The sequence below is a fragment of the Methanosarcina sp. WH1 genome, from assembly GCF_000970005.1.
Lineage (GTDB): Archaea > Halobacteriota > Methanosarcinia > Methanosarcinales > Methanosarcinaceae > Methanosarcina.
This window is the reverse complement of record NZ_CP009504.1, coordinates 1694931-1719307: the sequence shown is the minus strand read 5'-3', so window position 1 is coordinate 1719307 and position 24377 is coordinate 1694931. Positions and strand designations below refer to the sequence as shown.

Sequence of the window (24377 nt, the reverse complement as noted above, 5' to 3'; positions counted from 1 at the left end):
AATGTTTTACTAAATGTTTTACTAAATGTTTTACTAAATGTTTTACTAAATGTTTTACTAAATGTTTTGCTAAATGTTTTGCTAAATGTTTTACTAAATGTTTTGCTAAATGTTTTGCTAAATGTTTTGCTAAATGTTTTACTGAATGTTTTACTGAATGTTTTACTGAATGTTTTTCAGGAAAAACCTCATTCTGAACACGGTTCTTTAACCAATCCTTAGACCACTTCCACAACATATATTGCAAATGGGTTTCAACGTACCTTCTGATATTGTTTGGCAAACTGAGTTTGTTCTTGATTTTACAAAGTTTAGTCAGTCTTCACTCTTAAAGCTCGATCATTTTCTTTGAGAAAGGATTTAGTAAGTGGTTGTATTTGTGTAAGTGGTTGTATTTGTGTAAGTGGTTGTATTTGCGTAAGTGATTGTATTTGTGTAAGTGATTGTATTTGTGTAAGTGGTTGTATATTACCTATTTGAAAAATACATATACACCGAAAAATACATCTAAAATTATTTACCTGTTATTAGAATTTGTTGATATTCCCTGATTAATCGGGTGATGCATCTGGAATTGAAGAGAAAATCTTTTGTTTTTCCCTTTTGCACCTTGCAGGATGAAACCGGCTTGCCATCAAGCAAGAAAATAACAAAAGAACCACCAATGCCCCTATTTAGAGAAAATAAATCCATAGACAAATATCTACCTGGCCCGAAAAATACTCTCTTAATCCCACCAGTCACTTTTTAATTCGATATTTATTCAGTTTTGTTTACACCTTCAGGTTTTGCTTTCGTTTTCCAGGCTCATAAGGAGAGAGCTTGCAAGAATAAGTAAACATCCGAGCAGGGTTGCCCGGGATACGGGATCGTTTAAGATTAGATAGGCAAAAAAGATGGCACTTACGGGTTCAAGCAGGGATATTATGCTTGCATTCTGGGCTTTTACATGCTCAAGCCCTGTGAAATAGAGAATGGAACCAAGAGAAGTTATCATTACCCCAAGAAAGAGAAGGACAGGCAGGTTCTCAAGCAGGGCTGCGGAAGATATCTGCAGCATAAAGGGAAAAAGGATCACAAGGGTCACGCCTGTTGAAAGGAAAAGCTGTTCCATGCCTGAGTACTCATCTCTCAGGTAACGGGAGGTCATAATTATGCAGGCATAGAAAAAACCTGAAAAAAGCCCCATCAGTACACCGTAGAGATATCCTGCGCCTGCCGTGGCGGAAACAAGACTTGTGGGACCCACAACAACTACCACACCTGTAAGGGAGAGTGTAAGAGCTGCAAGGTTTTTTGTGCTGATTTTTTCTTTAAGGATGACAGGGGCAATCAGCAGGACATAAAGAGGAGCCGTATAAAGCAAAAGCACAGACATTGAAACGTTCGTAAAATTCACAGCCGTGTAATAGGAAAGCATGACTCCAGCTTGCCATACCCCTAGCAGCAACATGGCTTTTCTTTTTCCTCGAAGCCGGATCCCTGAGAGTTTCCCGGTAGCTGCGAGGTAAGCTGCAAGAACCAGAAAACCGAGGAGAAGCTGGCAAAAAACAACAGGTCCTGCAGCCATGTTTTTTATGTACAGGAAAAAGATGCCTGCAAACCCATAGATTACCGATGCGGCAATAACCTGGGCATTTGCTCTTATGTATCTGGGCTCCATGACCCCTGCAAATAAGGGGTTAGTTTAAATAAGGCTTTCCCGAACGGGTTGAAAGTATTCCGGGACACTCCTGGAGATGTAAAGGGAAATTTTAGTATAAAATACAAAAATTTCTACAAAATATATTAAATCTTCATTATGAATTGGCATAAACCACCAGTCTTCAGGTACGCGATTCATGCTCTGAAAAGTAAAAAGTCATTATTATAAGATAGATTAGATAACATTAAATAATGTCAAAACAAAAATATTAATGGATAGGCGAGTGCGGAAAAAGAGAAATAGAGGCGTGTTTGGGTTAGTTTCCCAACCATCATCACATCACCCCCAAACACGCCTATCCCCTTTGATCCGCACACCTTCATCCGGCATAACAATTATCTACTTCTTTTCTTGCTTGCTTCCTGTTTCCAATTGTCTTTTGTCTTTCCTTCTTGGATGCTTAGCTTCTTCCCGAAGCTCTGGGTGCTGATGAAGAATCAGGCTGAGAGACCTTATTCTTTACTCCAAGTATCCTCACAAAAACCATGCTTATCTCAAAAAAGAGTATCATGGGTACTGCAACCATGATCTGGCTGAGGACATCCGGAGGGGTGATGCCAGCCCCCACCACCAGGAAGACAATATAAATATGCTTGCGGTATGCCACAAGGGTACTGTACTGTACAAAACCGTTCCGGGTCAGGAAGGTGAGTACTATAGGAAGTTCGAATATCAGCCCGAAAAGAGCTGTACCTGCAGCTGCAAACGAAATGAACTTGAAGATCGAATAGGTAGCAGTTACCCCTGAACCTGCTGCGTTCAGGTAAAGGTAATCAAGAAATAGGGGCAGCATGAAGAAGTAAGCATACGAAGCCCCCAGGGCAAACATTACAAGAGCAGCCACGCTAAGGAGTAAAAACTGGCTCTTTCTAACTTGTATAGGATTTCTGAAAGAAATACGCCTTGATACAGCCCGATAAGCATAGAATGCAATAACAGGAATAGCAAAGAGCAGCCCTATTATAAATGAGAGCTTGAGCTTCAACATCATTACTTCGAGAGGGGATACGTAAACCAGTTTTGCACCCTCAGGCAGGAGGTCCTCTTTCATCCTTTCAATAAGTGGACCCGTAAACTGGAAAGAAAGAGCAACGCCTGCAAACAGGACTGCAGCAACTACAATCAATTTCTTTCGCAGGGTTAGCAGGATTACACTTAAGTTTTCAATTGCTTCAGACATATGGAGTACCTATCCGGCAAATAAAAAGAACTGATTGTTCTTCAGAAACTGATTGTTCTTCAGAAACTGATTATTCCATTTGACTATTCTGTTATATGTTTTGTTATGCTTGGGTATAACAAATGCAAGATTATTGAACACAGCGACGGATAATGGGGATACCCGAATAAATACTGTAAATATAAGGACGGCAAATATATATCATGGATATATGGTTTTAGAGTATCTCTGCTCCAGAATATTCGGAGCATTCGGCATATCCGGCACACCCAGAGTATTCGGAATATCATTGAAGTCCGGGGTATAAGTGTAATAAGATGTTTCGATATTAATATATTTATTTAAATGCAGTGTTAGACTGAAAAATCAGATAAAAACCAATAGAAAAATCAGATAAAAACCAATAGAAAAATCAGATAAAAACCAATAGAAAATCAGATAAAAACCATGAACTCCCATAATACCGGAAACCAGCTCCCTGATACAGGAAACAAAATTAATGGAAACACTAACGTTTATTCTTCCGGGGTTCCAGGGGATATCGAAGAACCCCTTACGGTTCACCTGTATGAGCTCAGGAACCGGCTTGCTGTAGTCTTTGTCTGGCTCTTTCTGGCTATGCTGGTTGCATATCCCTTCTCTGAAAAAGGGATGCTACTTGTCTGGAAAGAATTCATAAGCCCGGAATTGGATATGGCAGTATATTCACCACTTGAATGGATATTTGCCCGCCTCAAGCTCTGCCTGATCTTTGCACTTGCAGTTTCAATCCCACAGTTATTCTATCAGCTCTACAGGTTTGCAGGCAAAGGGCTTTATCCGCATGAGAAGCGCTTTTTCCTGAAAATCGTTCCTTTATCTTTCCTCCTGTTTATCCTGGGAGCTGCCCTGGGCTACTTCATTGTACTGCCTGTGATGTTCAGGTATGTTATCTTCTATTCAGGGGACACGGCTTCAGCCCAACTTTCCGTTCAAAATACTCTCTCAGCCGTGACCACAATACTTGCAGGCTTTGGAATAGTGTTCCAGGCTCCCCTTCTTGTGATATTTGCCGTAAAAATGGGGCTTGTAAAGTACGAAACCCTAAAAAAACAGAGGCTTCTGGTCTACAGTGCGATTTTTGCCCTTTCCCTCTTTCTCTCCCCGGACCCGACCTTCATTGCACAGTTCCTGGTAGCCCTATTACTGGTAATCCTTTTTGAGTTCAGCCTGCTCCTTGTCCGGTTCTTTTGAAAGCCAGAAAAACCTTTCTTTTTTAAGCCCCGGCTACCCTGTATTATCCAGCTAACACTTTTAAGCAAAAAAGAGGAGCTTTACTGCTCCGAATCCTTAATTATACCCCATACAACCGGAACTGTTCACTCCCTGTTATTCTTGTCCCGGACGCCAAAGGCGGCCAGCTTTTACAAAAAGGAGTTATGAATAACTAACTTCCTTTTTTTATATTTAAAAAACATCCTGAAATAAGCCCATTATATAAGTAGCAAAAACACCGGAAATCCTTGGCATTCCAGTTCAAAAGAAATCGTCTTGTTCCGTTTCTTTTTTGCCCAAGTATTTTTCATATTCTTCAAGGAAAAATTCCATGTCTTTAATTCTCATTATGATATCTTCCCTGTATTCACCTAACATCTCAATGCCTTTATCCGTAATCTGGTACCATTTTTTAGCAGGCCCTTTTTCCGATGTGTCCCACCATGAGTTTACAATACCTTTCTTCTCAAGTTTATCAAGAGTTCTATAGAGAGTAGGACTATCAAAGAGCTTGAAAGGAATTTGTTCTTCCATTTTTTTAAAAATGAGAGAACCGTAGGCAGGCCCCTGCATTAAGAATATCAGTATGAATGCAGGTGCGTGACGACCAGATTTATTTTTTAAACCAGACATAAATGACTCTTCTTTTTGAAAATTATAAGTTAACGCTCAATTTATCGTGAGCTAAAAATGTAATAATAAGACAATACATCTATCACAGGACAAAACACCTTTTAAGGTTATATATTAAAAAACCATAATATTTAAGCTTTACAACAGCAGGTTTTGTTAAATGGGGCACGTGAAACATGTAATTTTAATTTGATACGCCAAATATAAATAAGGCCGCTTTTATGCGTTTTACGTCAAACGCTTTATCTTTGAAATCCAACAATTAAGGATACTTTTCCATTTATTGACATCTTTTTTGCCCCAGGATTTCCGGCTGTCAAACTCAACAGCACCCAAATCATCCAATCTCTGAGTATTCGGATTTGCAGGTATCTGGCATGAAACTGGTATTGAATCCTTCATAGGATCATGATTTTTTACGCTGGTGGTGATACAGGGAATTTCAGAATTCCTGTATTCATCTTCTCTTTCAAACTCATCTTCTCTTTCAAACTCATCTTCTCTTTCAAACTCATCTTCTCTTTCAAACTCATCTTCTCTTTCAAACTCATCTCCTCTTTCCGTTACTCTTTCAAATTCATCCCCACCTTCCACATTTTTTATATTATTTTTCTCAAGTAAGCCTAATCTTGAAAAGCTTTTTTTGATAAGGTTTTTAGTGTAGGGGTGTCTGGGATATGCAATAAGATTAGCCCCGGAACCTTCTTCGATTATTCTCCCTTCTTTCATTACGAGAATCCGGTCGCTAACTTTCCTTGCAAGTGCGATATCGTGAGTTATAAAAAGAAGAGTCAAACCTCTCTGGTTCTGGAGTTCCATGAGAAGTTTTAATATCTTTGCCTGAATGCTGACATCCAGAAAAGAGGTGGGTTCATCGGCAATTAATAGAAAGGGATCGTTTACAAGAGCTCGGGCAATTGTTACCCTCTGGAGTTCTCCTCCACTCAACTGGTGAGGGTATTTTTTGAGGAAAATTTCAGAGGAAGGAAGACTCACTTCCTCCAGGGTCTTTTTTACTTTTTCAACTTTCCCGGCTTCATCCAGGACCCCTTGAAGATCAAGGGGTTCTTTTACAATTCTTAAAACATTTAACCTGGGACTTGTAGCCTCCAGAGGATCCTGGAATATCAATTGAACCTTCCTGTGATAGTCAATGGGCCTGATTTCGTTTATTTTTACACCATCGAATACGACCTCTCCTGAATTGTACTTAAAAATTCTGGAAAGGCACCTGGCCAGAGTGGACTTTCCGCACCCCGTCTGGCCCACCAGAGAGACGATGTCCCCCGTGTTCATCTCAAAGGAAACATCTTTCAGTACGTGAAATGTTTTTCCACCGTGCCTGGAAGTGTAATTGGTGTTGAGCCCGCTTACTTTCAAAAGGGAATGCACACCACCCTTGTGACAGGCAAGCATTCGGTCTCCCCATTCTTTGAGTTCCGGCATTTCCCTGTCACAGATTTCGGTTTTCTGGATGCAACGGGAACTGAAACGACATCCTGTGGATTTTTCGAAGGAATAAAGGACCTGGCCCCTGATACCTTGCAGGTCTTTTGTGCTGTGCATGAAGGGATGGGATTTCAGGAGAGCCCTGGAATAGGGATGTCTCGGAGATTTCAGGATGAGGTCGGTAGCCCCATATTCCATGAGCCTGCTTGAGTAGAGGATGGCAAGTTTATCCAGGCCCATAACCGTGTTTACGTCATGAGAGATAACAATTAAGGAACACTCTTTCTTTATAATAAAAAACAGGTCAATAATCTGCCTGCGTGTAACCGCATCAAGGGAAGCCGTGGGCTCGTCCAGAATAACCAGTGAAGGATCATTTGAAAGGGCCATGGCAATCATTACCCTCTGTTTTTCTCCTCCTGATAGTTCGTTGGGAAAAGCCTTTAATTTTTCAGCTGGAAGCCCCACTTTTTCAATCAGCAAAGAGGCTTTTTTGCGAGCGGCTTCGGGAAGTGCATCTGTGTGTTCGAGTATTGGTTCTATTATCTGCTGTTCCACGGTATATGCAGGGTTAAGCACAGTCCCGGTATTTTGCCTTACCATGGAAATCTCATTCCAGCGCAAATCCCGCATTTCTTCACCGGAAAGAAACAGCAAATTCTGGCCTTTAAAATTGATTATGCCTTCCACACTGCCCTCACAGATACCCATAATGGCCTTTCCGAGAGTCGTTTTGCCTGAACCTGACTCCCCTATAATTCCCAGGCTTTCCTTGCTGGAAAGAAAAAGAGAAAGTCTATCCAGAGCCTTTACAGTACCGTTTTCAGCCGGATAATTAACAGTCAGGTCCTTAATTTCGAGCAAACTTCAACCTCCCATATTTCATTATTTTTTATTTTTTCAATGAAATTGGTTCAGGATCTAAGATTTTTATTTAAGATTTTATTTGATTTTTCTATGCCTTTTATCTACATGCTCTTCCAAAAAATAACCTAGCAAAGAAAAACCCAGAATAGTCAGGGAGAGTAAAAACCCCGTGGGCAGGAGCCACCATTTCCAGGTCCCTATGTATACAAATTCCATAGCTCTATTCATCATCAGACCCCAGCTTTTTGTAGAGAGGTCCGAAATGCCCATGAAAGCGAGCCCGGCTTCCATGAAAACGGCATACCTCATCCGCTGTATGAAACCACTTAAAAGGAGGGGGAATAGGTCCGGGACAAGGTGTCGGGAAATAAGGTAGAGTTTTTTAGCCCCGAAATTCTTTGCTGCATAAATGTAAGGTCTTTCCTTTAAGGAAAGGCTCTGGGAATAAAGTACCCTTGCCCCATACTGCCAGGAGAAAAACGAGAGGATCAGGATAAGGGACAGAAAATCCGGCTTAATGTAAGCAGCAAGAAGCAGGATCAGGAGAATTGAAGGGATGGCAATGAATATGTCAGTTAGCAGCATCAAAAATTTTCCCGCAAACCCTTCGGAGAGTCCGGCGCATACTCCCACGAGCACACTGAAAACCGTCGCCATAAGAGCCACAAAAAAACCGAATAACAGGGAAGTTCGGGCTCCGTAAAGGAGTTCACTCAAAATATCCTGCCCAATATCATTGGTGCCCAGAGGATGTACATCAGAAGGTTTTTCAAGAGGAATTGCAGAATAGTCCCAGGGGTCAAAAGGAGAAATATAGGGAGCAAAGAGCCCGAGAAAAATCACAAAACCCAAAATCAGAATCCCAACAGTTCCAAAACCAGACAAACCTGGACTCTTAATCCGGGAAAAGGTTTTTGAAAGCCCGCATAACCCCGATAAAAGTCTTTCAAAATTTGAAACACCTGTTTCAGGCATAATTAACCCTCGGATCAATTTTTGGATAGAGCAGGTCAACTGTGAAGTTGCATCCCAGGATACAGATAGTAAGAACGAAGAGAAGCCCCTGGAGAAGGGGCAGGTCCCTGGACATTAAGGCATTGTACATAATCAACCCCACCCCGGGATAGGAAAAAACAATCTCTATAAGCAGGACTCCGGTAACGATCTGCCCCACCTGGATCCCCAGCCTGGTAACCACAGGCAAAAGGGCGTTTCGGGCGGCATAGCGGTATTTAATAACCCTTTCCTTCAGACCTTTAAGCCTCCCGGTAACGATAAATGGTTCATTGATAACTCCGAGCATACTGCCCCTCATAAGGAGATAAATCCAGGAAAGTTCTGTAACGCTAAGTGCAAGCATCGGCAAAACCAGATGCTTTCCCACATCAAGCAGATATCCCAGACCCTCATATCCTGCATAAGGGGTCTTTGCCCCACCAATCGGAAAGAGTTGAAATTTGAGTGCCAGAAAAATAATCAGGAGCATTCCTACAAAATAACCCGGAATTCCGTTCAATACCGCAAAGAAACTGAATAAAAAACGGTCCATAAGCCCACCTCTCCTCCATCCAGACTCTATCCCCAGAAAAAGGGCTATAAGAACGGCTAGAAAAAGAGAAGTCCCCGCGAGAAGAAGAGTCCAGGGCAAAGCCCCTTCGATTATTTCCCTTACCGGAGCATTGTAGGAATAAGAATAACCGAAATCAAGAGTAATACAGGAATACAGGTAGTGGAAAAATTGAGCCCGAAGGGGATCATTAAGGTGGTGTTGTTCCACCAGGTGAGCCCTTATTTCAGGAGTTATAACTACAACCGAGTCCCCGTAAATAGCATCAATGGGATCTCCGGGGAGCATCCTTGGCAATAAAAAGTTCAGGATCAGCAGGACCAAAAAAGCCCCGAAGTACTGCATAAACTTAGCTTTTAAACTTTTTACAATCAGGGTTGTCATGAAATTACCACTTTATTGATTCCATATTTTTACCGTCAAAACTTTTTACTACCAGCTACATACTTTTTAAACTTATTAATACCTTAAATTTTATTTTGGTTTTCTGTTCATTCATTTATACCATCAAAGCCTCAGTTCTTCCTCTGTCTGAAGATTATTCCCGCAATTCCCAGTACTGCAATTGATAGGGAAAGAGACAAAAAAGGTACGGATTCGGAACTGTCAGGTCCTGCTTTGGAGCCTGCTGGAGATGTATCCGTTTCAGCTCCGAGAGATCCTGTTTTTGAATTGGATATCCCTTCACCTTCCCTGGAAAGCAAACACATCTTGTTATCCATATTGGAAAATCCACCAGCTATGCCACCTCTGGTTATAAACCAGTCTGCTTTCCCGCTGGAACCGTAGTAATAATTGGGATAGTAGAGGGTTATTGAGGGGACATCCTCTGAAATGAGTTTCTGGCATTCGGCAGTGAGTTCAAGCCTTGTATCATAATCCATCTCATGGAGTTGAGCAAGAAGCTTTTCGTTCAGTTCTTCGTTTTCAGTGTATTGCGCACTGTTGACACTCAAATTTTCAGTATACATTTCATAAAGAATCTCAGGATCCCTCCCAACACCTCCATGCCCATTTATGCTCAGTTCAAAATCCCTGCTTTTAGTCCTTGCATCCTTGGCCGTCTTATCAAGCGAAGTGATTGTAACTTTAATCCCCAGTTTTTCGAGCTGAGCCCCTACAATTTCAGCGGTCCGGGATTCTGTAGGGGTAGTCAGGATTTCAACTTCCAGAATTTTCCCGTCCTTTACATACATCCTATCTTCACGTGCATAACCAAGCCCTTCAAGGAGTTCCCTGGCTTTTTCCGGGGAATATTCATAGGCAGCCTGATCAAGAGAGTACCATTCATTGCTTGAGGAAAGAAGGCCAAGGTTTCCGGGAGTCCCGTAACCTCTTGCAGCTTTATCCAGGACTTCCTGGCGGTCTATGGCATAAGCCAGGGCCTGTCTAAACTTTTTTGAGGAAAAAGGTTCAATTTCATGGTTAATCAAAAGCTTATAGTTGAAGAGGCCTGATGAACTGTAAGTCTCAAAACCACCTGCTTCAAGAACAGAAACAGCTTCCGGCTCGATCTGCGCAAGGTCCACATCTCCGTTTTGAAGGGCTGTTTGCCCGTCACTTACCTTTAAGTACATCAGCTTTTCAAAAGCAGGAGTTCCAAGATAATAATCCGAGTTTGCCCTGTAAAGGTAACTGCCCTGTTCCCTGTTATAATCTTCAAGAATGTAAGGCCCGGTCCCGATCAGGGCTTCATCTCCTACAAAACTTACGGGATCGCTTACATTTTCCCAGATATGTTTGGGGATAATCGGAATAACCCCCGCCATTTCATGAATGAAAGGTGCAAAAGGCTCGACAAGTTTTATTTTTACCATGTCTGCGTCCAGGACCTCGCAGCTTTCCACAACGGAAACATCTCCCCATTTATATGGATGTTCTTTGTAGTAGTCAAAAGTAAATTTAACGTCATCAGCTGAAAAATCAGTGCCGTCAGTCCACGTGGCGTTTTTATTCAGGGTGAAAATATAGGCTGTTTCGGCTTCATCGTAAACCCATTCACTGGCGAGGTTAGGGATGAAACCATTTTCATCTTTCCAGACCAGGGTTTCGAAAATCAGGTTCATCCTGAGATAACCGGGACCTCTCGGATAGTGCCCGAAAGGATTGGGATAACCCCAGTCTCCGGTTGAATCTGCGATTTTTAAGGCATCTGAATTTAAGGCGTCTGAATTTGCTCCCGCGGGAAGAGAAAGAGAGCAGATAAGCACTGTGAAAAGAATTAATGTACCCGGATTTTTAATCAGAATCATTGTCAAACCTCTCTGTATAAGGTTTAATATCAATAACAGGCGTTCCATTGATGGCGTCAAGACCTTTTACGTAAAGGACGTTACCTTCAACTTTCAGGAGGTCTACAAGAGTCAGCCCGATCCCGTTCGGACGGTGGGGAGTTCGGGAAGCAAAAACACCTGAAAGTTCTCCGTCGATGCGGCGACGCCTAACAAGTTCGTAATCTTCCGATTTGCTGAAATAGAAAAGGATTTGAAGTTTTTCAAAATCTTCTATCCGTTGAAGCCCCTCTACAAATTCTTCATTCAGTATGAGCTTCGAAATCTTCCGGTAAATGTTTTCATCATAAACAGGCTCCAGATAATCGTTTTCAACGTAGCCTATCGGAAACATCTCAATTTTTAAGTCCAGACTATTTTTATCCAAAATATTTTCATTCATCATTTTGCCTCAAAAAGGAAAAATTAAAGGAAAAAGGAAAATATCATTTCTTTTTCAACAGGAAAACTGAAAAAATTCCTGAAACGGCAAGCAAGATCTCAAATCCAGGAGCTTTTGTTTCCGAGTTTTCTTCTTCGGGGTTTTGGGAAGCTTCATCTTCCATCTTTGCCGATTCTTTTGATTCCATATCTGAAGAGACTGATTTGCTTTCAGAAGAAGAGCTTCCTGGGTTTTCCGAATTGGAAACCGGCTCAATATTTTCATTTTCATTTTCCTGCTTCTCGAGTTCAGAGTTCTCGGATCCTGAGGCAGTATCATCTTTGATAGTAACGTCCATTGCCGGATAGAGAACATAGCCCTGTATCGAACTGCTACCCTTTCCTTCATCCGAGGTCTGGAAGTACCAGGAATCCGTGAAATAGGTCTTTTTATCCTTATCAAGGTTGAGCTTTATGGGATCCTTGTTTGAGAGGGTGATCCCTGAAGGGTCTGCAGTTTCAACTTCAAAGCCCTGGTACTCATCGTCAGCTTCAATAAGCATCACATCATCTTTGTCGATAAGCCAGGTGTATTTGAAGGTTGCAAAAGAATCGACCGTACCCATAAAAACAGAATCAACATAGGTCAGGAAATAAAGCTGATCATCCGCATCCCCAAAGTCTGCGGTTGCTGTGAAGGTATGGTTTTCAACCGTGCCGTCGGCGTTAACAACCGCTGACTCAAGCTCCTCACCGTCCCTGTAAAGGGAAAACCAGACTTTGTCACCCTCCACATCGACCTGGTGAACGGTGAGACTGTATCCTTTCTTAAACTCCCAGCTTTCTCCGGCTTTTAATGTCTTTTTATCGTTTCCGACTTGCTTGCAGACGATTGCTGCAAGCTGTGTTGCATCGTTTTCAACCGCAATATAGGGTTTCCCAAACCAGGGAAGCATGTAATAGAACATTCCGCCAAGTTTCTCAGGAGTTGTGTCCTCGCTAAGTCCGAGTTTGGAAACAAGCTCATATTTGCTGGAAAACGGGACGGTTTTGTAAATTAATTCCTCGTCGTCGATTACGTTGTTTCCGGGATACGAACTTCCCAGAGGACCACTGTTACTTCCTGCTTTTTCTTCGTAGTAGAGATGCTCACCCCAGCCTTTGGTCACAAAATTGTTGTGCTTGTTCACCGGGTAGCAAAAAGCTCCGAAAGTCGTAGCATCCCAGGAAAATTCATCATCCATAGTTTCATTAGTGTCAAAAGGAAGCCCTCGAACTGAAGTAGCTGCCAGTGCTGGAGAGCTGAACAACAGGAAAATTACAAGGACCACAGGTATCCAGCTAAAAGTTTTTAAAACCACATTATTCATAAATTCACCACACAAAATCGGACATCTTCTAAGAATATTTAACAAAATTAATACGGGTTACAAATAAGTCACAGTAGAATTACAGGAAAAACCTGAAAGATGAAATGTCCATACAGGTGTAATTTTCATAAAGATGTTGATTACACTTATATGCAACATACACATAGTGAATTATTTATTATGAATCTGATTAATAGAAGTATGTATCCGAGTAACAAGTATTACTACAAAAACTAACAAGATTCAAACTGAACTTTAAAACATGGGGAATTATTTATTAAACTTAAAATTATTTCCTGGAACTTTTTATGACCTGAGCTTATACCATTTTAGATAATGTTCCTTATTTTGGGATAAAGAATCATAAAAATAGTTATTCCTTTAATAAATCCCTTTAAAATACTTTAATTACAATTTAAAGATATATATAAAGGATTGTGCCTAATTAAATTAATATTATGTCATCAAACAAACAATCGAGCATAAAAAAGCTATAATCTATGATAAAAATTGTTGCAAAAGGGTATAATTATTTATTGACCCAACTAGACGATTTTCTAGGGTTTGCACGCACTATTGTTATAAGTCTCAAGAGTATTAAAGGCCGAAAAGAATATGAAGAACCTTTTGGCAGAAAATTGGATGATCAAAAGACAAATATTAAAGTCCGTATCATATCTATTAAACAATCAGATATTCCCATTTTTGCAATAAACGTCTGCAAGCAAAAGTATAATATTTTAATATTTTGTAATCATTTTATTTAGACTGATTTCTTCTATTCAAGGAACGTCGGAAAAGTGCATGATTATCCAAATTTTGACTCTTTTTATCATCGTTAATAAATTTAATAATATTATGTGATGCTAATTTGTGGAATTGAGTTCGATGACTGTTAGAGGTTAGCTATAAACCCCAGACCATTCCGACACTCTCACTTACAAGAAAAACCAACAAATACTTGCCTTATAATTTCAAACCTTCTGGATTGAGAAGATAAAATAATGAGATTGTTCTGTGAATTCCTTTCATCTGTTAAATAATTTTTTAAAAAAATTTTGTGTTTTAATTCCTTTCATTCTTTGCAGTCAATATTCAAAACATGCCTCATGATTCTCATTCTGTAATTGCGGACAGTGTAATAAAACGATTATGAAATATTAAAAAATTTAACCGTCTTTAGAATACGTTTTGTTCCAAAACGGAAATTGCTGTTACGGCATTAAGCGACACTATTATACTGTTTGACTTACGCATCTCGTCGGGTGCTGCAGGTTCTCTGAAAGAACCTTTTACCTTCCTATTCATTCAATTTTCATTTTTATATACTGAATTATGTTATTTGCATTTTGCTTTTTTTGATTACTTTTTTTGGTAGAATCCACATCTGATCTGATTCATGTCTTACATCTACACTGACCCCATATACAGATTCAATATTTTCTGGAGTCAGAATGTCAATTCCACCTCCATGAAATATCTCGCCATCTTTCATCATAAGTATCTTATCACTATACCTTGCTGCAAGATTGAGATCATGGACCGACATTATCACAGTAACATCATTATCTGCCTGCTTTCTGGTTATGTCAAGCACTTCAAGCTGGTGTTTCAGGTCGAGACTGCTTGTGGGTTCATCCAGCAAAAGTATACTTGGCTGTTGTGCAAGAGCTCTTGCAATTATTACTTTCTGCCTTTGTCCGCCACTCAGTTCATTGACGTTTTTCATAGAGAATTCACTTAAGTCCATCACTTTAATAACATCAGAAACTATCTCCAGGTCATTTACTTTGGGAACCCACTTCATATGGGGCCTTCTGCCCATGAGCACAGTATCAAAAACGGATATAGGAAAAGCTCCTCTTTCAGCCTGTGGGATGTAGCCGATATGCTTTGCAATATCTTCCCTGTGAAGCTTATTCAGATCATACTTATCGATAAATATAGATCCTTTTTTTGGATTCAATATTCTGTTCATGCATTTCAGAAATGTGGTTTTTCCAGAACCATTTGGTCCGATTATTGAAAGAAATTCTCCCTTGTTGACCTTTAAATTCATGTTCTTCAACGTTGGTTTGCCGTTGTAGCTGAATTCAAGTCCTTCTATGTTTATTTTCACCAGTATTCCCTACCTTTTATAATCAAGTATATGAATAGCGGAGCACCAAGAAAAGAAGTGACAATGCCAACAGGCAAAACTTCTGGTGTAAGTATATTCCTTGCAAAGGTATCTGATGCAAGCAAAAGTAAACCACCAAGTATGCATGAGAAAGGAAGCAATAACATTTCATTCCCGCCTATAACTCTACGTACTATATGTGGGACTACCAGGCCTACAAACCCTATGATTCCCACTAAAGATACAATGAGAGCTGATACTAATGATGCGCCGACCATGGCTCTGATCCTTAGATTGTCAACATCCACTCCTAAACTTTTAGCCGTATCATCTCCAGAATTCAAGGCATTATAGTTCCAGCTGTTATATGTGAACCATATGGACACCGGAACCACCAGCATTGTCATTATTCCCAATTCGTTCCATGTAGTTTTAGTTACATCCCCGAACTGCCAGAAGATCACTGCAGCAATTTGAGTATCTTCAGCAAAATACTGTATTGCACTTGTACCAGCTGTGAATAAGGAACCCAGGGCTATTCCTGCCAGTATCATTGTTTCCGAGATTGACCTCTTGAATTTTGCCAGCGCCAGGATTACAGATGTAGACAGAAGTGAACAAAGAAAGGCAGAGATTGTAGTTACGTAAGGATTATTAATAATGTAATTTCCTGTACCATCAGCTGTTCCGGTTCCCAGGAAAACGATTGAAAAAGCTGCACCAAATGCTGCTGCATGTGATATCCCCAGTGTGTAAGGAGAAGCCAGTGGGTTTTTAAGAACACTCTGCATAGCGCTTCCCGAGATTGCCAGACCTGCCCCTCCAACAACTGCTGTCAGTATATGAGGAAGCCTGATATTCCATACGATGTTGTACGCAGTACCGCTTGTAATTTGTCCTGCCAACACCGAATACATCTCTGCATAGGTTAATTTTACAGGTCCATTCAATGTAGCAAAAATAATAAAGAGAATCAGCAGTATGAATGCTGATAATCCAAATAAAGACTTACGTCTCAGATCCTCTTTATATTCATCCAAAATAACATTTTGGAACATTATTCCGCCTCTTAGAATGAAAGCTTTCTAGCGCCGCCACCCAGCTCATCTTTTACCGCATCGTAGGCAGGTTCTCCAAGGAACATTTCGTATATTTCATCTGCTTTTTCATCGACATCTACGTCAGCAAATTCATCAGGATAGAGCACACTGCCCATGTAATATGAATTTACTAAAACACTTCCGTAATTGCGATGATAGGCTGAAACAGGCAGGAAACCGTGAACGTTGTCCTCATTAAAAGCCTTGAGGTCTTTATAGGATGGGCTTCGTTCCACATCATCAGTTACAAGTTCAAGGTTCGAAAGATCGACGAATATTACATCAGGATCCCATGCGAACAGATTTTCCTGATCCACGGAGAACGCATATGTTGGTATTTCCTCATCGTCTATTTCATCTTCATCAAGAGCATGCCTGACATTTATGAATTCAAGACTTGCAAAGGGATACTGGGTTGAGAGGATTCCTTTTGATGCTTTGTAGGAAAGGCCACAGGGGTATGCAAGAGGTTTTTCCTCATCAGGTATATTTTCTGTTCTTGCATTAAGGTCTGCTATCAATTGTTCTGTATATTCCTGTAACTCATTTGCCCTTTCTGTTTTTCCTAATACTTTTCCACAGAGCTGCCAGCATTGATATGTTGTGTTCCTGGATTCGCCAGCCATATCACCAACGTCTATATATATTACAGGAATTCCTGTTTTTGTCTGGTAATCCTCAGCATCTGAAACATCACCGGATATTCTACTAAAGAATATAACCTGTGGTTCTGCAGCGGCTATAAGCTCAATATCTCCTCCATGAGAAGGTCCTATTTCCGGAAGGTCTGCCATTTTATCAAAATTGACCAGCGTATATACTGCCGTGATTGTGTCTGTATCATCTTTCTCATTAGACTCTACTCCAACAACCTTATCCAGTGCATCCAGGTATGCTATCTGTCTGAGTGCACCGGCACCAACAGCAACAACTCTTTCTACATTTTCTGGCACAACGACTGTCCTGCCAACCATATCGGTTATTGTTATTGTTGCTGATTCGTCTTGGGCCGGGAGGCTCTGTGATGTAGATGAACTTTCCATACACCCTGAGACTAACGTTGAAACAATGGTCAACATAATTAAAAACGTCACTAATATTTTTTTATTTCCACTCATATTTAGGACTCCTTTTGTAACCATACTTTGTCACTTTCCACATCGACATGGTAAACGGTGAGACTGTAACCGTTCTTAAACTCCCAGATTTCTCCGGCTTTTAAAGTTTTTTTGTCGTTTCCGACTTGTTTGCAGATGATTGCTGCAAGCTATGTTGCATCGTTTTCAACCGCAACATAGGGTTTCCCAAACCAGGGGAGCATGTAATAGAACATTCCGCCAAGTTTCTCAGGAGTTGTATCCTTACTAAGTCCGAGCTCGGAAACAAGCTCATATTTGCAGGCAAACGGGACGGTTTTGTGAATTAGTTCCTTGTCGTCAATTACGTTGTTTCCGGGATACGAACTTCCCAGAGGACCGCTGTTACTTCCTGCTTTTTCTTCGTAGTAGAGATGTTCACCCCAGCCTTTGGTCACAAAATTGTTGTGCTTGTTCACCGGGTAGCAAAAAGCTCCAAAAGTCGTAGCATCCCAGGAAAATTCATCATCCATAGTTTCATTAGTGTCAAAAGGTACAGGAAAAACCTGAAAGATGAAATGTCCATACAGATGTAATTTTCATAAAGATGATGATTGCACTTATATGCAATATACACATAGTGAATTGTTTATCATGAATCTGATTAATAGAAGTATTTATCCGAGTAACAATTATTACTACAAAAGATAACAAGATTCAAACTAGACTTTAAAACATGGGGAATTATTTATTAAACTTTAAATTATTTCCTGGAACTTTTTATGACCTATTTACAAATAATGTAGCCACTTAAAGCTTCCAAAAACTAAGTTTTTCAAAAAAATACTCCTTTATAAAGAAAAATTAGGGATTTATAAATAAAAATACGCGAGCTTTTTGAGGCTAGTTAAATATTCTCTTACCATATAGGTATTTTTTGAGATTGTGAAAAACAGGAAAATACAATTCCCGGGGATCTTGGAATGACATCAACAGAATAATCAGGGGCCACCTGAATTTCAGAAGATACGGCTTAAAAGGTGCAGCCCACCTTAAAACCGAAATTCGTTCCTTTTGCAAGGATTTTTATATTTGCTGGATGATAATAGCCGATAATGATAGGTTCCACTGAAGTGTTTGCAATCCTGATCGCTGCGCTTTTTCTCTTTGGACCCAGTAAGCTCCCGGAACTTGCACGCTCTCTTGGAAGTGCGTTAGGAGAGTTCAAGAAAGCACAGAGAGCTGCTGAACTGGAGCTTACGACCTTTGATTCATATACCAGGAAAACCGGATCTGGGGCCGCATCCGGGGTAAAAGAAGAAGAAAAGAAAAAAGAAACTGAATACCTGAACACTAAAACCGGGGTAGACCAGAGCCTTAAAAATCCACTGGAAGCCAGATCTTCCATTCCAGAGAAAGAAAATCTCGAAACTTCCGGTGCCAATGGAAATAATCCGGAAAACTAAAGTTTACTGTATATGGGTTCAAAGCCTCAGTTACTGATTAAAAGCAAAAATAGTATAAGTTATTAAGAGTAAACAAGACATAATATAAGAATAAATATATAAAAACATAACAAATAATAAACAATAAATAAAAGATTTATATAGTAGAAGTAAATCCTCATTCTCTACTAAACATCAGTTTTTCAGAATAATTTTTGTTCTGCTAAAAGTATTATAATCTACTGGTAAATAATCTACTGGTAAATAATCCACTGGTAAATAATCCACTGGTAAATAATCCACTGGTAAATAATCCACTGGTAAATAATCCACTGATAAACTTAAAAATATCAGAAAAAGGTAAAATTCGAGGTATAGATATGGTTGGCATGCCAGGTCCCACAGAACTGATACTTATATTAGCAGTCGTTATGCTCCTGTTTGGAGCAAGCAAACTCCCGGAACTTGCACGGTCCATGGGAAGTTCGGTGGGAGAATTCAAAAAAGCCCAGAAAGAATCCGAACAAAACCTGAAGGATTTTGAGAAATCCCTAAAGGAACCGATCACTCCAAAGACCAAGGTGCAGGAGACTGCTGTAAAGCTCGGGATCGACATCAGAGGCAAGACCGACGACCAGTTGCTTGAAGAAATCCAGAGGTCCGCAGAGAAACCAAAAGAGGTCTCAGAGCCCTGAAAACGCCCTAAAAATGTCCTAAAAACAAATTTTTTTAAATCATTTCATCTAATTTTATTTCACTTAATGTTATTTATTAAACGATATTTATTGAATAATATTTATTAAACATTGGTTATTAAATGATGCTTATTAAATATTACTTATTAAATATTGATTATTGTCGTTCTTTCTAATTCTGTGGTATCCGTTTGAAATCTCAAAAGGCAGTCTTAAAGATCAAAAGTAATCCGGAGGTTTCCTGTGACAGAGTTGATCATTGAAGTTGACAGAGATGATAACTTTCTCGGGCTGCGCCCGAGGGAAGACTTTTACTCGGAAAATCACATCCACAGGGCTTCCCATCTCATCCTTCTGGACCCGGAAAACCGAATGCTTCTGCAGAAGCGGGCACCTGAAAAATACTGGTATCCCAACCGCTATACCTATTCCGTAAGCGGCACTGTCGCAAATGAATCCTACGAGACCTGCATTGCTCGGGAGATGCTCGAAGAAATAGGAATCTCAGTCCCTTTCAGGAAATTGTTCAAAATCCCCTGCATCTTAGAAAACAAAGGAGCCTATCATACGGTATTTTCAGGCAGGTGTTCGAAAGAAACTGCAGGCCTTATCCGGCACGACCCCGAAGAAGCCGTTTCAGTTGAGTGGGTAGAACTTGAAGAACTGAACAGGGCTGTTAAAACCGTACCTGGTAACTATACGCCTTCCCTGAGAGCAGGGATAATAAAAATCTTTGAAGAAGGGTGTGGAAAATACCTTTTCTGACATTTAAGAGAGATATAAAAGCAGTTGAAGACTCTTTTGAGTTAGAATGAAAATCCGACAGCTCAAATCTGTACAAATTTCGGTTTAAGTCTTCTTTCAAATCTGTTTTTCACCTATTTCTTTGACGAGTCGCAAGACAAACAGGCGGAGGCACTTATATTTACCTTGTAAATCAAAATCGATTTTTGGAAGTTAAGGAAAACATCCTCTCAGCTCGGGGGCCATTTCGTCAGTAGTTCTTCATAATTGTGGTGCCTTTTTTTAGGTAGCTTTTTATCTTGTGGGCAGGCCAGGCCATCCCTACCCCCGTGCGGCGCAGGAGGAAAAAAACCAAAAGATTTCTTCCTGGGATTCCGGAATAGATAAATCAGTTAATAAGGATCTGCTTTCAATCTTAATCTTCATTCAATACCTGTTTTGAACCCGCATACTCTCCAATGATAGGGATATTCTCTCCGCACACAGGACAGGTCTTTTCAGGAGTTATTTCGTACTTTTCTATATCAAAAAACCCTCGAATGATAAGTATTTTACCGCAGTTAGGACAGATGGTATTGTTGAAGTTGCATCCCGGAACATTACCCATATATACATACTTCATCCCCTCTTCCTTTGCGATTTTACAGGCATCTTCCATTGTTTTTATCGGAGTAGGAGAGAGGTCCTGCATCTGGTACTGGGGGTGAAAGCGCGTGAAGTGGAGGGGAGTGTCAGGCCCTAGGTTTTTGTAGACCCATTTTGAAAGTTCCCGGAGCTCGTCAAGAGAGTCGTTTTGTTTTGGGATGATGAGGTTGGTGATCTCTACATGGATCCCGAGCTCTTTTGCAAGGGCAGAAGCCTCAAGCACCGGAGCCAGTTTTGCGCTGGCAACGTCATGGTAGAATTTTTCAGTGAAAGCCTTGATGTCGATATTCGCAGCGTCCAACCTGGGAGCAATATGCCTGAGAGCTTCCGGAGTCATGTAGCCATTGGTCACATAGACGGTAGCCAGACCCGCATCCTTTGCCAGCTTTGCGCTTTCGTATGTATATTCGTGCCAGATCGTGGGCTCGTTATAGGTCCAGGCAATTGATCTCGAACCCGAGATAAGCGCTTTTTCCACCAGGTCTTCGGGGAGGATGTCCCTGACATAGGAATCTTCCACGTCGACCTGGGAAATGGTCCAGTTCTGGCAGTGTTTGCAGCGGAAGTTGCATCCGACAGTCCCTACTGAGTATACATAGGAACCCGGATAAAAGTGATAAAGCGGTTTTTTTTCTATAGGATCTACAGCTTCGCTGGAAACAGTACCGTAAATAAGAGAATAAAGATTCCCTCCTCTGTTTTCCCGCACCTTGCAAAAACCCCTCTTTCCAGGGGCGATTTTGCACCTATGGGCACAGAGCCCGCACTGTACTTTGTCAGCTTCGAGTTTTTCGTAGAACATGGCTTCTTTTATCACAACAATCCCCATAGAGTGATTGTTTTTAAGGATAATAACGGTTGCTGTTATAGATTTATATTAAATTATAATATTCAAAAAAAATCGCTTACATGTTTTAAAAATTGCTTACATGTTTTTCATCATAGTATGGAAATCAAAAATCATATCGGAAAACCGATACCTTACATTTATTGGGACAGCACTTTTTTTCATAGCATGCATCGGTTTTTTGCGCGCATTTTCTTATGAAAAAATAGGCGTGTTTCCTGGGTATAGGGCAAACCTCTCTGCCCAGCTCTGGATGGCTATACCATACATGTGAAGTATCTCCTTTTTTCCTTGACCTGCAGAAATTCATGGTTCAGGGAATGGATTTGCAAATATCGGGCTGAAAGTAAACAGATCCAACCGGTTGTACAAGATTTCCAGATTATTCCAAAGAATATATTATATATAAATAATAATTCGCTTATCCATAATATATTCGTATATCCGAAAATTTTAAATATTCATTAGTACATTTAAAAACTAGGAAAATAATTAGGTTATCCGAAAATGTGAGGGTAATACAAAAATGATAGAAACAATAGATAAAACCCTGAATATGCTGGAAACGGGCCAAAAAGCCCGTGTAATCCAGGTAAGAGGTGGAGGGAGTTTCCGTAAGCGGCTCCTTGATATGGGAATGGTTCCCGGGACAGTTCTGAGCGTCACCAAAAAAGCCCCATTGGGAGACCCTGTGGATTTCAAGTTAAAAGGATACAATCTCTCTCTCAGGAAGGCTGAGGCAGAGGCAGTTGTTGTTGAAGTACTGGAGGATTAATTTGACCGCACGGATGCCTCTTACCATGCTTTCGGAAGGAAAAGACTGCAGGATCAAAGAAATTCGGGCAGGTTTGGGCCTCAAAAGAAGACTGACAGAAATGGGTTTTACGCCTTCGTCCTCTGTCCGGCTTATAGGATGCGAAAGAGGGAATCTGCTTGTCAATGTGAATGGAGCACGTTATGCCCTTGGAAAGGGTATGGCGATGAAAATTATGGTAGAACCGGATCCGTGTGAAGGTGTAGAACTTGGTTGAGACTAAAATCAGGGTTGCACTTACAGGAAACCCCAATGTGGGCAAAACAACCGTTTTCAATGCTATTACCGGAGCCAGGCAAAAAGTAGGAAACTGGCCCGGGGTAACGGTTGAGAAAAAAGTAGGTACAAAAGAATATGCCGGACATGTTCTCGAAATTGTAGACCTTCCCGGAACCTACAGCCTCACAGCCTATTCGGCAGACGAAGTTGTTTCCAGAGATTATATCCTTGAGGAAAAACCGGATGTTGTAGTCCAGGTACTTGACTCGACAAACCTGGAACGCAACCTGTACCTGAGCACCCAGCTGCTGGAAATGGGGACAAAACTTGTCTTTGCTCTGAATATGTCCGACCTTTCGGAAAGCCGAGGAGACGAGTTGGATATCCTCAGGTTTGAAAAATTACTTGGAACCACTTTGATAAGGACAACGGCAAACGAAGGCAGGGGTATCAATACCCTTCTTGACGCAATAATCACAAAAGCCGATTCCAAAGCACACTTGCCTCATGAGATAGGATACGGAAAAGATGTTGAAGAGAAGATTCGGCATCTGGAAAATATTCTCATTAAAGACATGCCCCTTCTGAGCAGATACCCTTCCAGATGGTTGAGCATAAAACTACTCGAAGGAGACGAAAATGTTCGCTCAAAACTTTCTCGGTCAAGTGTAGAACCTGAAGTTGAAAAATTTCTTTCCGGCCTGGATCCGGAGGAATACGAAGCTGAAATAGCCGATAAGCGGTATGAGTTCATAAGCAGCATACTGTCTCAGGCATGTACGACCTGTGTTGAAAATATGTCACCGTCCGACATGGTCGATAGGGTACTTACAAACAGGTATCTTGGAATACCCATATTCCTTACCCTGATGTGGGGCATGTTCGAACTTACCTTTACCTTCGCCTCTCCCTTCATGGAACTCATAGACATGTTTTTCGGTTCGCTTGCCGAAACTGTTGCTGCAAACATTGATTCTTCCTGGCTTGCATCCTTGCTCGGAGACGGGATAATTGCAGGAGTGGGATCAGTTATACTTTTTGTACCCAATATTTTCATCCTGTTTTTCCTCCTCGCTTTGCTGGAAGACAGCGGATATCTTGCAAGAGCCGCCTTTATTATGGACAGGTTGATGTACTCGATGGGGCTCCAGGGAAAATCCTTTATCCCGATGCTTATGGGCTTCGGATGCTCGGTCCCGGCCATTATGGCAACCCGCACCCTTGAAGATGAAAAAGACCGCCTTATTACGATGATGGTTACGCCTTTCATGTCCTGCGGGGCCAGGATGCCTGTTTACGTGCTGCTTGCAGGGACGTTTTTCGGAAAACAGGCCGGATCAGTTATTTTCGGGCTCTATGTGCTCGGCATAATTGTGGCAATCCTGTCTGCCAAGCTTTTCCGGAGTGTCATTTTTAAGGGCAAACCTTCTTCCTTTATAATGGAACTTCCTCCCTACCACGTGCCTTCAGTCGGCAATTCCCTGAAACATATGTGGAACCAGGGCTCCCTTTACCTGAAACGGGTAGGTACTGTGATCGCAGGGGGAGTGGTAATAATATGGCTACTTGCATACTTCCCGCAGGGAGTCGAATACGGAAGTGCGGAAAGTTACATAGGCAGCCTGGGAAAACTGCTCGAGCCTCTCGTAGCTCCAATAGGGTTTGACTGGAAAATTGCAATATCCCTGATCTTCGGGTTCCTTGCCAAAGAGATTGTCATCGGTTCTCTCGGAACCCTCTACGGCACCGGGACAGACGAGGGAATACTCTCTTCGGCTCTTGTAGCGGACTCTACATTCACGCCTGCGATTGCACTCGGGCTAATGGTATTTACCCTGCTTTACGTACCCTGCATAGGAGCAATTGCAGTAATCAAAAAAGAGTCAGGTTCCTGGAAATGGATGCTTTTTGCAGCAGCTTATTCGACATCAATAGCGTGGCTAATGGCCTTTGCGACGGTAAAAATAGGAAACATCATATTCGCATGAAGGAGAGAT

General features: G+C 41.1%; 21 protein-coding genes and 1 pseudogene. 8 read left to right on the top strand and 14 right to left on the bottom strand.

Translation table 11 applies throughout. The annotated features are described in order from the left end of the window. Window positions 1–781: 781 nt before the first annotated feature. Window positions 782–1663: a DMT family transporter gene (locus tag MSWH1_RS18070; protein WP_082088065.1), complete on the bottom strand. Its 882-nt coding sequence runs from the start codon at window positions 1661–1663 to the stop codon at window positions 782–784. Window positions 1664–2105: 442 nt separating this feature from the next. Continuing rightward, the gene (tatC, locus tag MSWH1_RS07625; protein ID WP_048127464.1) at window positions 2106–2885 is read right to left on the bottom strand and encodes a Sec-independent protein translocase TatC; all 780 of its coding nucleotides are present in this window, start codon (window positions 2883–2885) and stop codon (window positions 2106–2108) included. Window positions 2886–3332: 447 nt separating this feature from the next. Between tatC (MSWH1_RS07625) and tatC (MSWH1_RS07620) the strand changes: the two genes are divergently transcribed. Continuing rightward, complete coding sequence (gene tatC, locus MSWH1_RS07620; RefSeq protein WP_048127462.1) at window positions 3333–4118, top strand: twin-arginine translocase subunit TatC; 786 nt, start codon at window positions 3333–3335, stop codon at window positions 4116–4118. Window positions 4119–4400: 282 nt separating this feature from the next. On the opposite strand, the gene MSWH1_RS07615 is transcribed toward tatC (MSWH1_RS07620), so the two are convergent. The 11 genes and pseudogenes from MSWH1_RS07615 to MSWH1_RS17475 form a co-directional block, all read right to left on the bottom strand. Next, window positions 4401–4772: a PadR family transcriptional regulator gene (locus MSWH1_RS07615; protein WP_048127460.1), complete on the bottom strand. Its 372-nt coding sequence runs from the start codon at window positions 4770–4772 to the stop codon at window positions 4401–4403. Between the two features lie 228 nt (window positions 4773–5000). Then, a complete protein-coding gene (locus MSWH1_RS07610; RefSeq protein WP_052722775.1) occupies window positions 5001–7085 on the bottom strand; it encodes an ABC transporter ATP-binding protein in 2085 nt (694 codons plus the stop codon). 78 nt (window positions 7086–7163) lie between these two features. Next, complete coding sequence (locus tag MSWH1_RS07605; RefSeq protein ID WP_052722774.1) at window positions 7164–8063, bottom strand: ABC transporter permease; 900 nt, start codon at window positions 8061–8063, stop codon at window positions 7164–7166. Continuing rightward, window positions 8056–9039, bottom strand: a complete 984-nt coding sequence (locus MSWH1_RS07600; RefSeq protein ID WP_052722773.1) for an ABC transporter permease — start codon at window positions 9037–9039, stop codon at window positions 8056–8058. Before MSWH1_RS07600 ends, MSWH1_RS07605 begins: the two co-directional genes overlap by 8 nt. A 131-nt stretch (window positions 9040–9170) precedes the next feature. Next, entirely contained in the window at window positions 9171–10907 is a 1737-nt protein-coding gene (locus MSWH1_RS07595; protein WP_052722772.1) for an ABC transporter substrate-binding protein, read from the bottom strand. Next, window positions 10894–11331: a tRNA (N6-threonylcarbamoyladenosine(37)-N6)-methyltransferase TrmO gene (tsaA, locus tag MSWH1_RS07590; protein ID WP_231585506.1), complete on the bottom strand. Its 438-nt coding sequence runs from the start codon at window positions 11329–11331 to the stop codon at window positions 10894–10896. Before tsaA ends, MSWH1_RS07595 begins: the two co-directional genes overlap by 14 nt. A 40-nt stretch (window positions 11332–11371) precedes the next feature. Continuing rightward, window positions 11372–12676, bottom strand: coding sequence for an S-layer protein domain-containing protein (locus tag MSWH1_RS07585; protein ID WP_048127454.1), 1305 nt, complete (start codon window positions 12674–12676; stop codon window positions 11372–11374). Between the two features lie 1333 nt (window positions 12677–14009). Then, window positions 14010–14795 (bottom strand): ABC transporter ATP-binding protein, encoded by a 786-nt coding sequence (locus MSWH1_RS07575; protein ID WP_048127450.1) that lies wholly within the window; start codon window positions 14793–14795, stop codon window positions 14010–14012. Next, the gene (locus tag MSWH1_RS07570) at window positions 14792–15853 is read right to left on the bottom strand and encodes an iron ABC transporter permease (protein ID WP_048127448.1); all 1062 of its coding nucleotides are present in this window, start codon (window positions 15851–15853) and stop codon (window positions 14792–14794) included. The genes MSWH1_RS07575 and MSWH1_RS07570 overlap by 4 nt, the downstream gene beginning before the upstream one ends. An 11-nt stretch (window positions 15854–15864) precedes the next feature. Then, window positions 15865–17037 (bottom strand): ABC transporter substrate-binding protein, encoded by a 1173-nt coding sequence (locus MSWH1_RS07565; protein ID WP_082088063.1) that lies wholly within the window; start codon window positions 17035–17037, stop codon window positions 15865–15867. Then, a pseudogene (locus MSWH1_RS17475) lies at window positions 17016–17504 on the bottom strand (S-layer protein domain-containing protein). The gene MSWH1_RS07565 and the pseudogene MSWH1_RS17475 overlap by 22 nt, the downstream one beginning before the upstream one ends. 582 nt (window positions 17505–18086) lie before the next feature. Between MSWH1_RS17475 and MSWH1_RS07555 the strand changes: the two are divergent. From MSWH1_RS07555 to MSWH1_RS07545, 3 genes are all read left to right on the top strand, one after another. Then, the gene (locus tag MSWH1_RS07555; RefSeq protein ID WP_048127444.1) at window positions 18087–18437 is read left to right on the top strand and encodes a twin-arginine translocase TatA/TatE family subunit; all 351 of its coding nucleotides are present in this window, start codon (window positions 18087–18089) and stop codon (window positions 18435–18437) included. Window positions 18438–18796: 359 nt separating this feature from the next. Further along, entirely contained in the window at window positions 18797–19111 is a 315-nt protein-coding gene (locus MSWH1_RS07550) for a twin-arginine translocase TatA/TatE family subunit (RefSeq protein ID WP_231585505.1), read from the top strand. A gap of 243 nt (window positions 19112–19354) precedes the next feature. Then, window positions 19355–19876 (top strand): Nudix hydrolase, encoded by a 522-nt coding sequence (locus MSWH1_RS07545; RefSeq protein ID WP_231585504.1) that lies wholly within the window; start codon window positions 19355–19357, stop codon window positions 19874–19876. Between the two features lie 394 nt (window positions 19877–20270). Here MSWH1_RS07545 and amrS read toward each other — a convergent pair whose 3' ends face one another. Beyond that, window positions 20271–21317, bottom strand: a complete 1047-nt coding sequence (amrS, locus tag MSWH1_RS07540; protein WP_231591928.1) for an AmmeMemoRadiSam system radical SAM enzyme — start codon at window positions 21315–21317, stop codon at window positions 20271–20273. 112 nt (window positions 21318–21429) lie between these two features. Here amrS and MSWH1_RS18060 point away from each other — a divergent pair, with 112 nt between their 5' ends. From MSWH1_RS18060 to feoB, 4 genes are all read left to right on the top strand, one after another. Beyond that, window positions 21430–21621, top strand: a complete 192-nt coding sequence (locus MSWH1_RS18060; protein WP_082088062.1) for an MASE3 domain-containing protein — start codon at window positions 21430–21432, stop codon at window positions 21619–21621. A 252-nt stretch (window positions 21622–21873) separates the two neighbouring features. Next, window positions 21874–22122 (top strand): ferrous iron transport protein A, encoded by a 249-nt coding sequence (locus MSWH1_RS07535; protein WP_048127441.1) that lies wholly within the window; start codon window positions 21874–21876, stop codon window positions 22120–22122. A 13-nt stretch (window positions 22123–22135) separates the two neighbouring features. After that, complete coding sequence (locus tag MSWH1_RS07530; RefSeq protein WP_048130298.1) at window positions 22136–22378, top strand: ferrous iron transport protein A; 243 nt, start codon at window positions 22136–22138, stop codon at window positions 22376–22378. Continuing rightward, window positions 22371–24368 carry a ferrous iron transport protein B gene (gene feoB, locus MSWH1_RS07525; RefSeq protein ID WP_048127439.1) on the top strand — a complete coding sequence of 666 codons (1998 nt, stop codon included), beginning with the start codon at window positions 22371–22373 and terminating at the stop codon, window positions 24366–24368. Before MSWH1_RS07530 ends, feoB begins: the two co-directional genes overlap by 8 nt. Window positions 24369–24377: the final 9 nt, after the last annotated feature.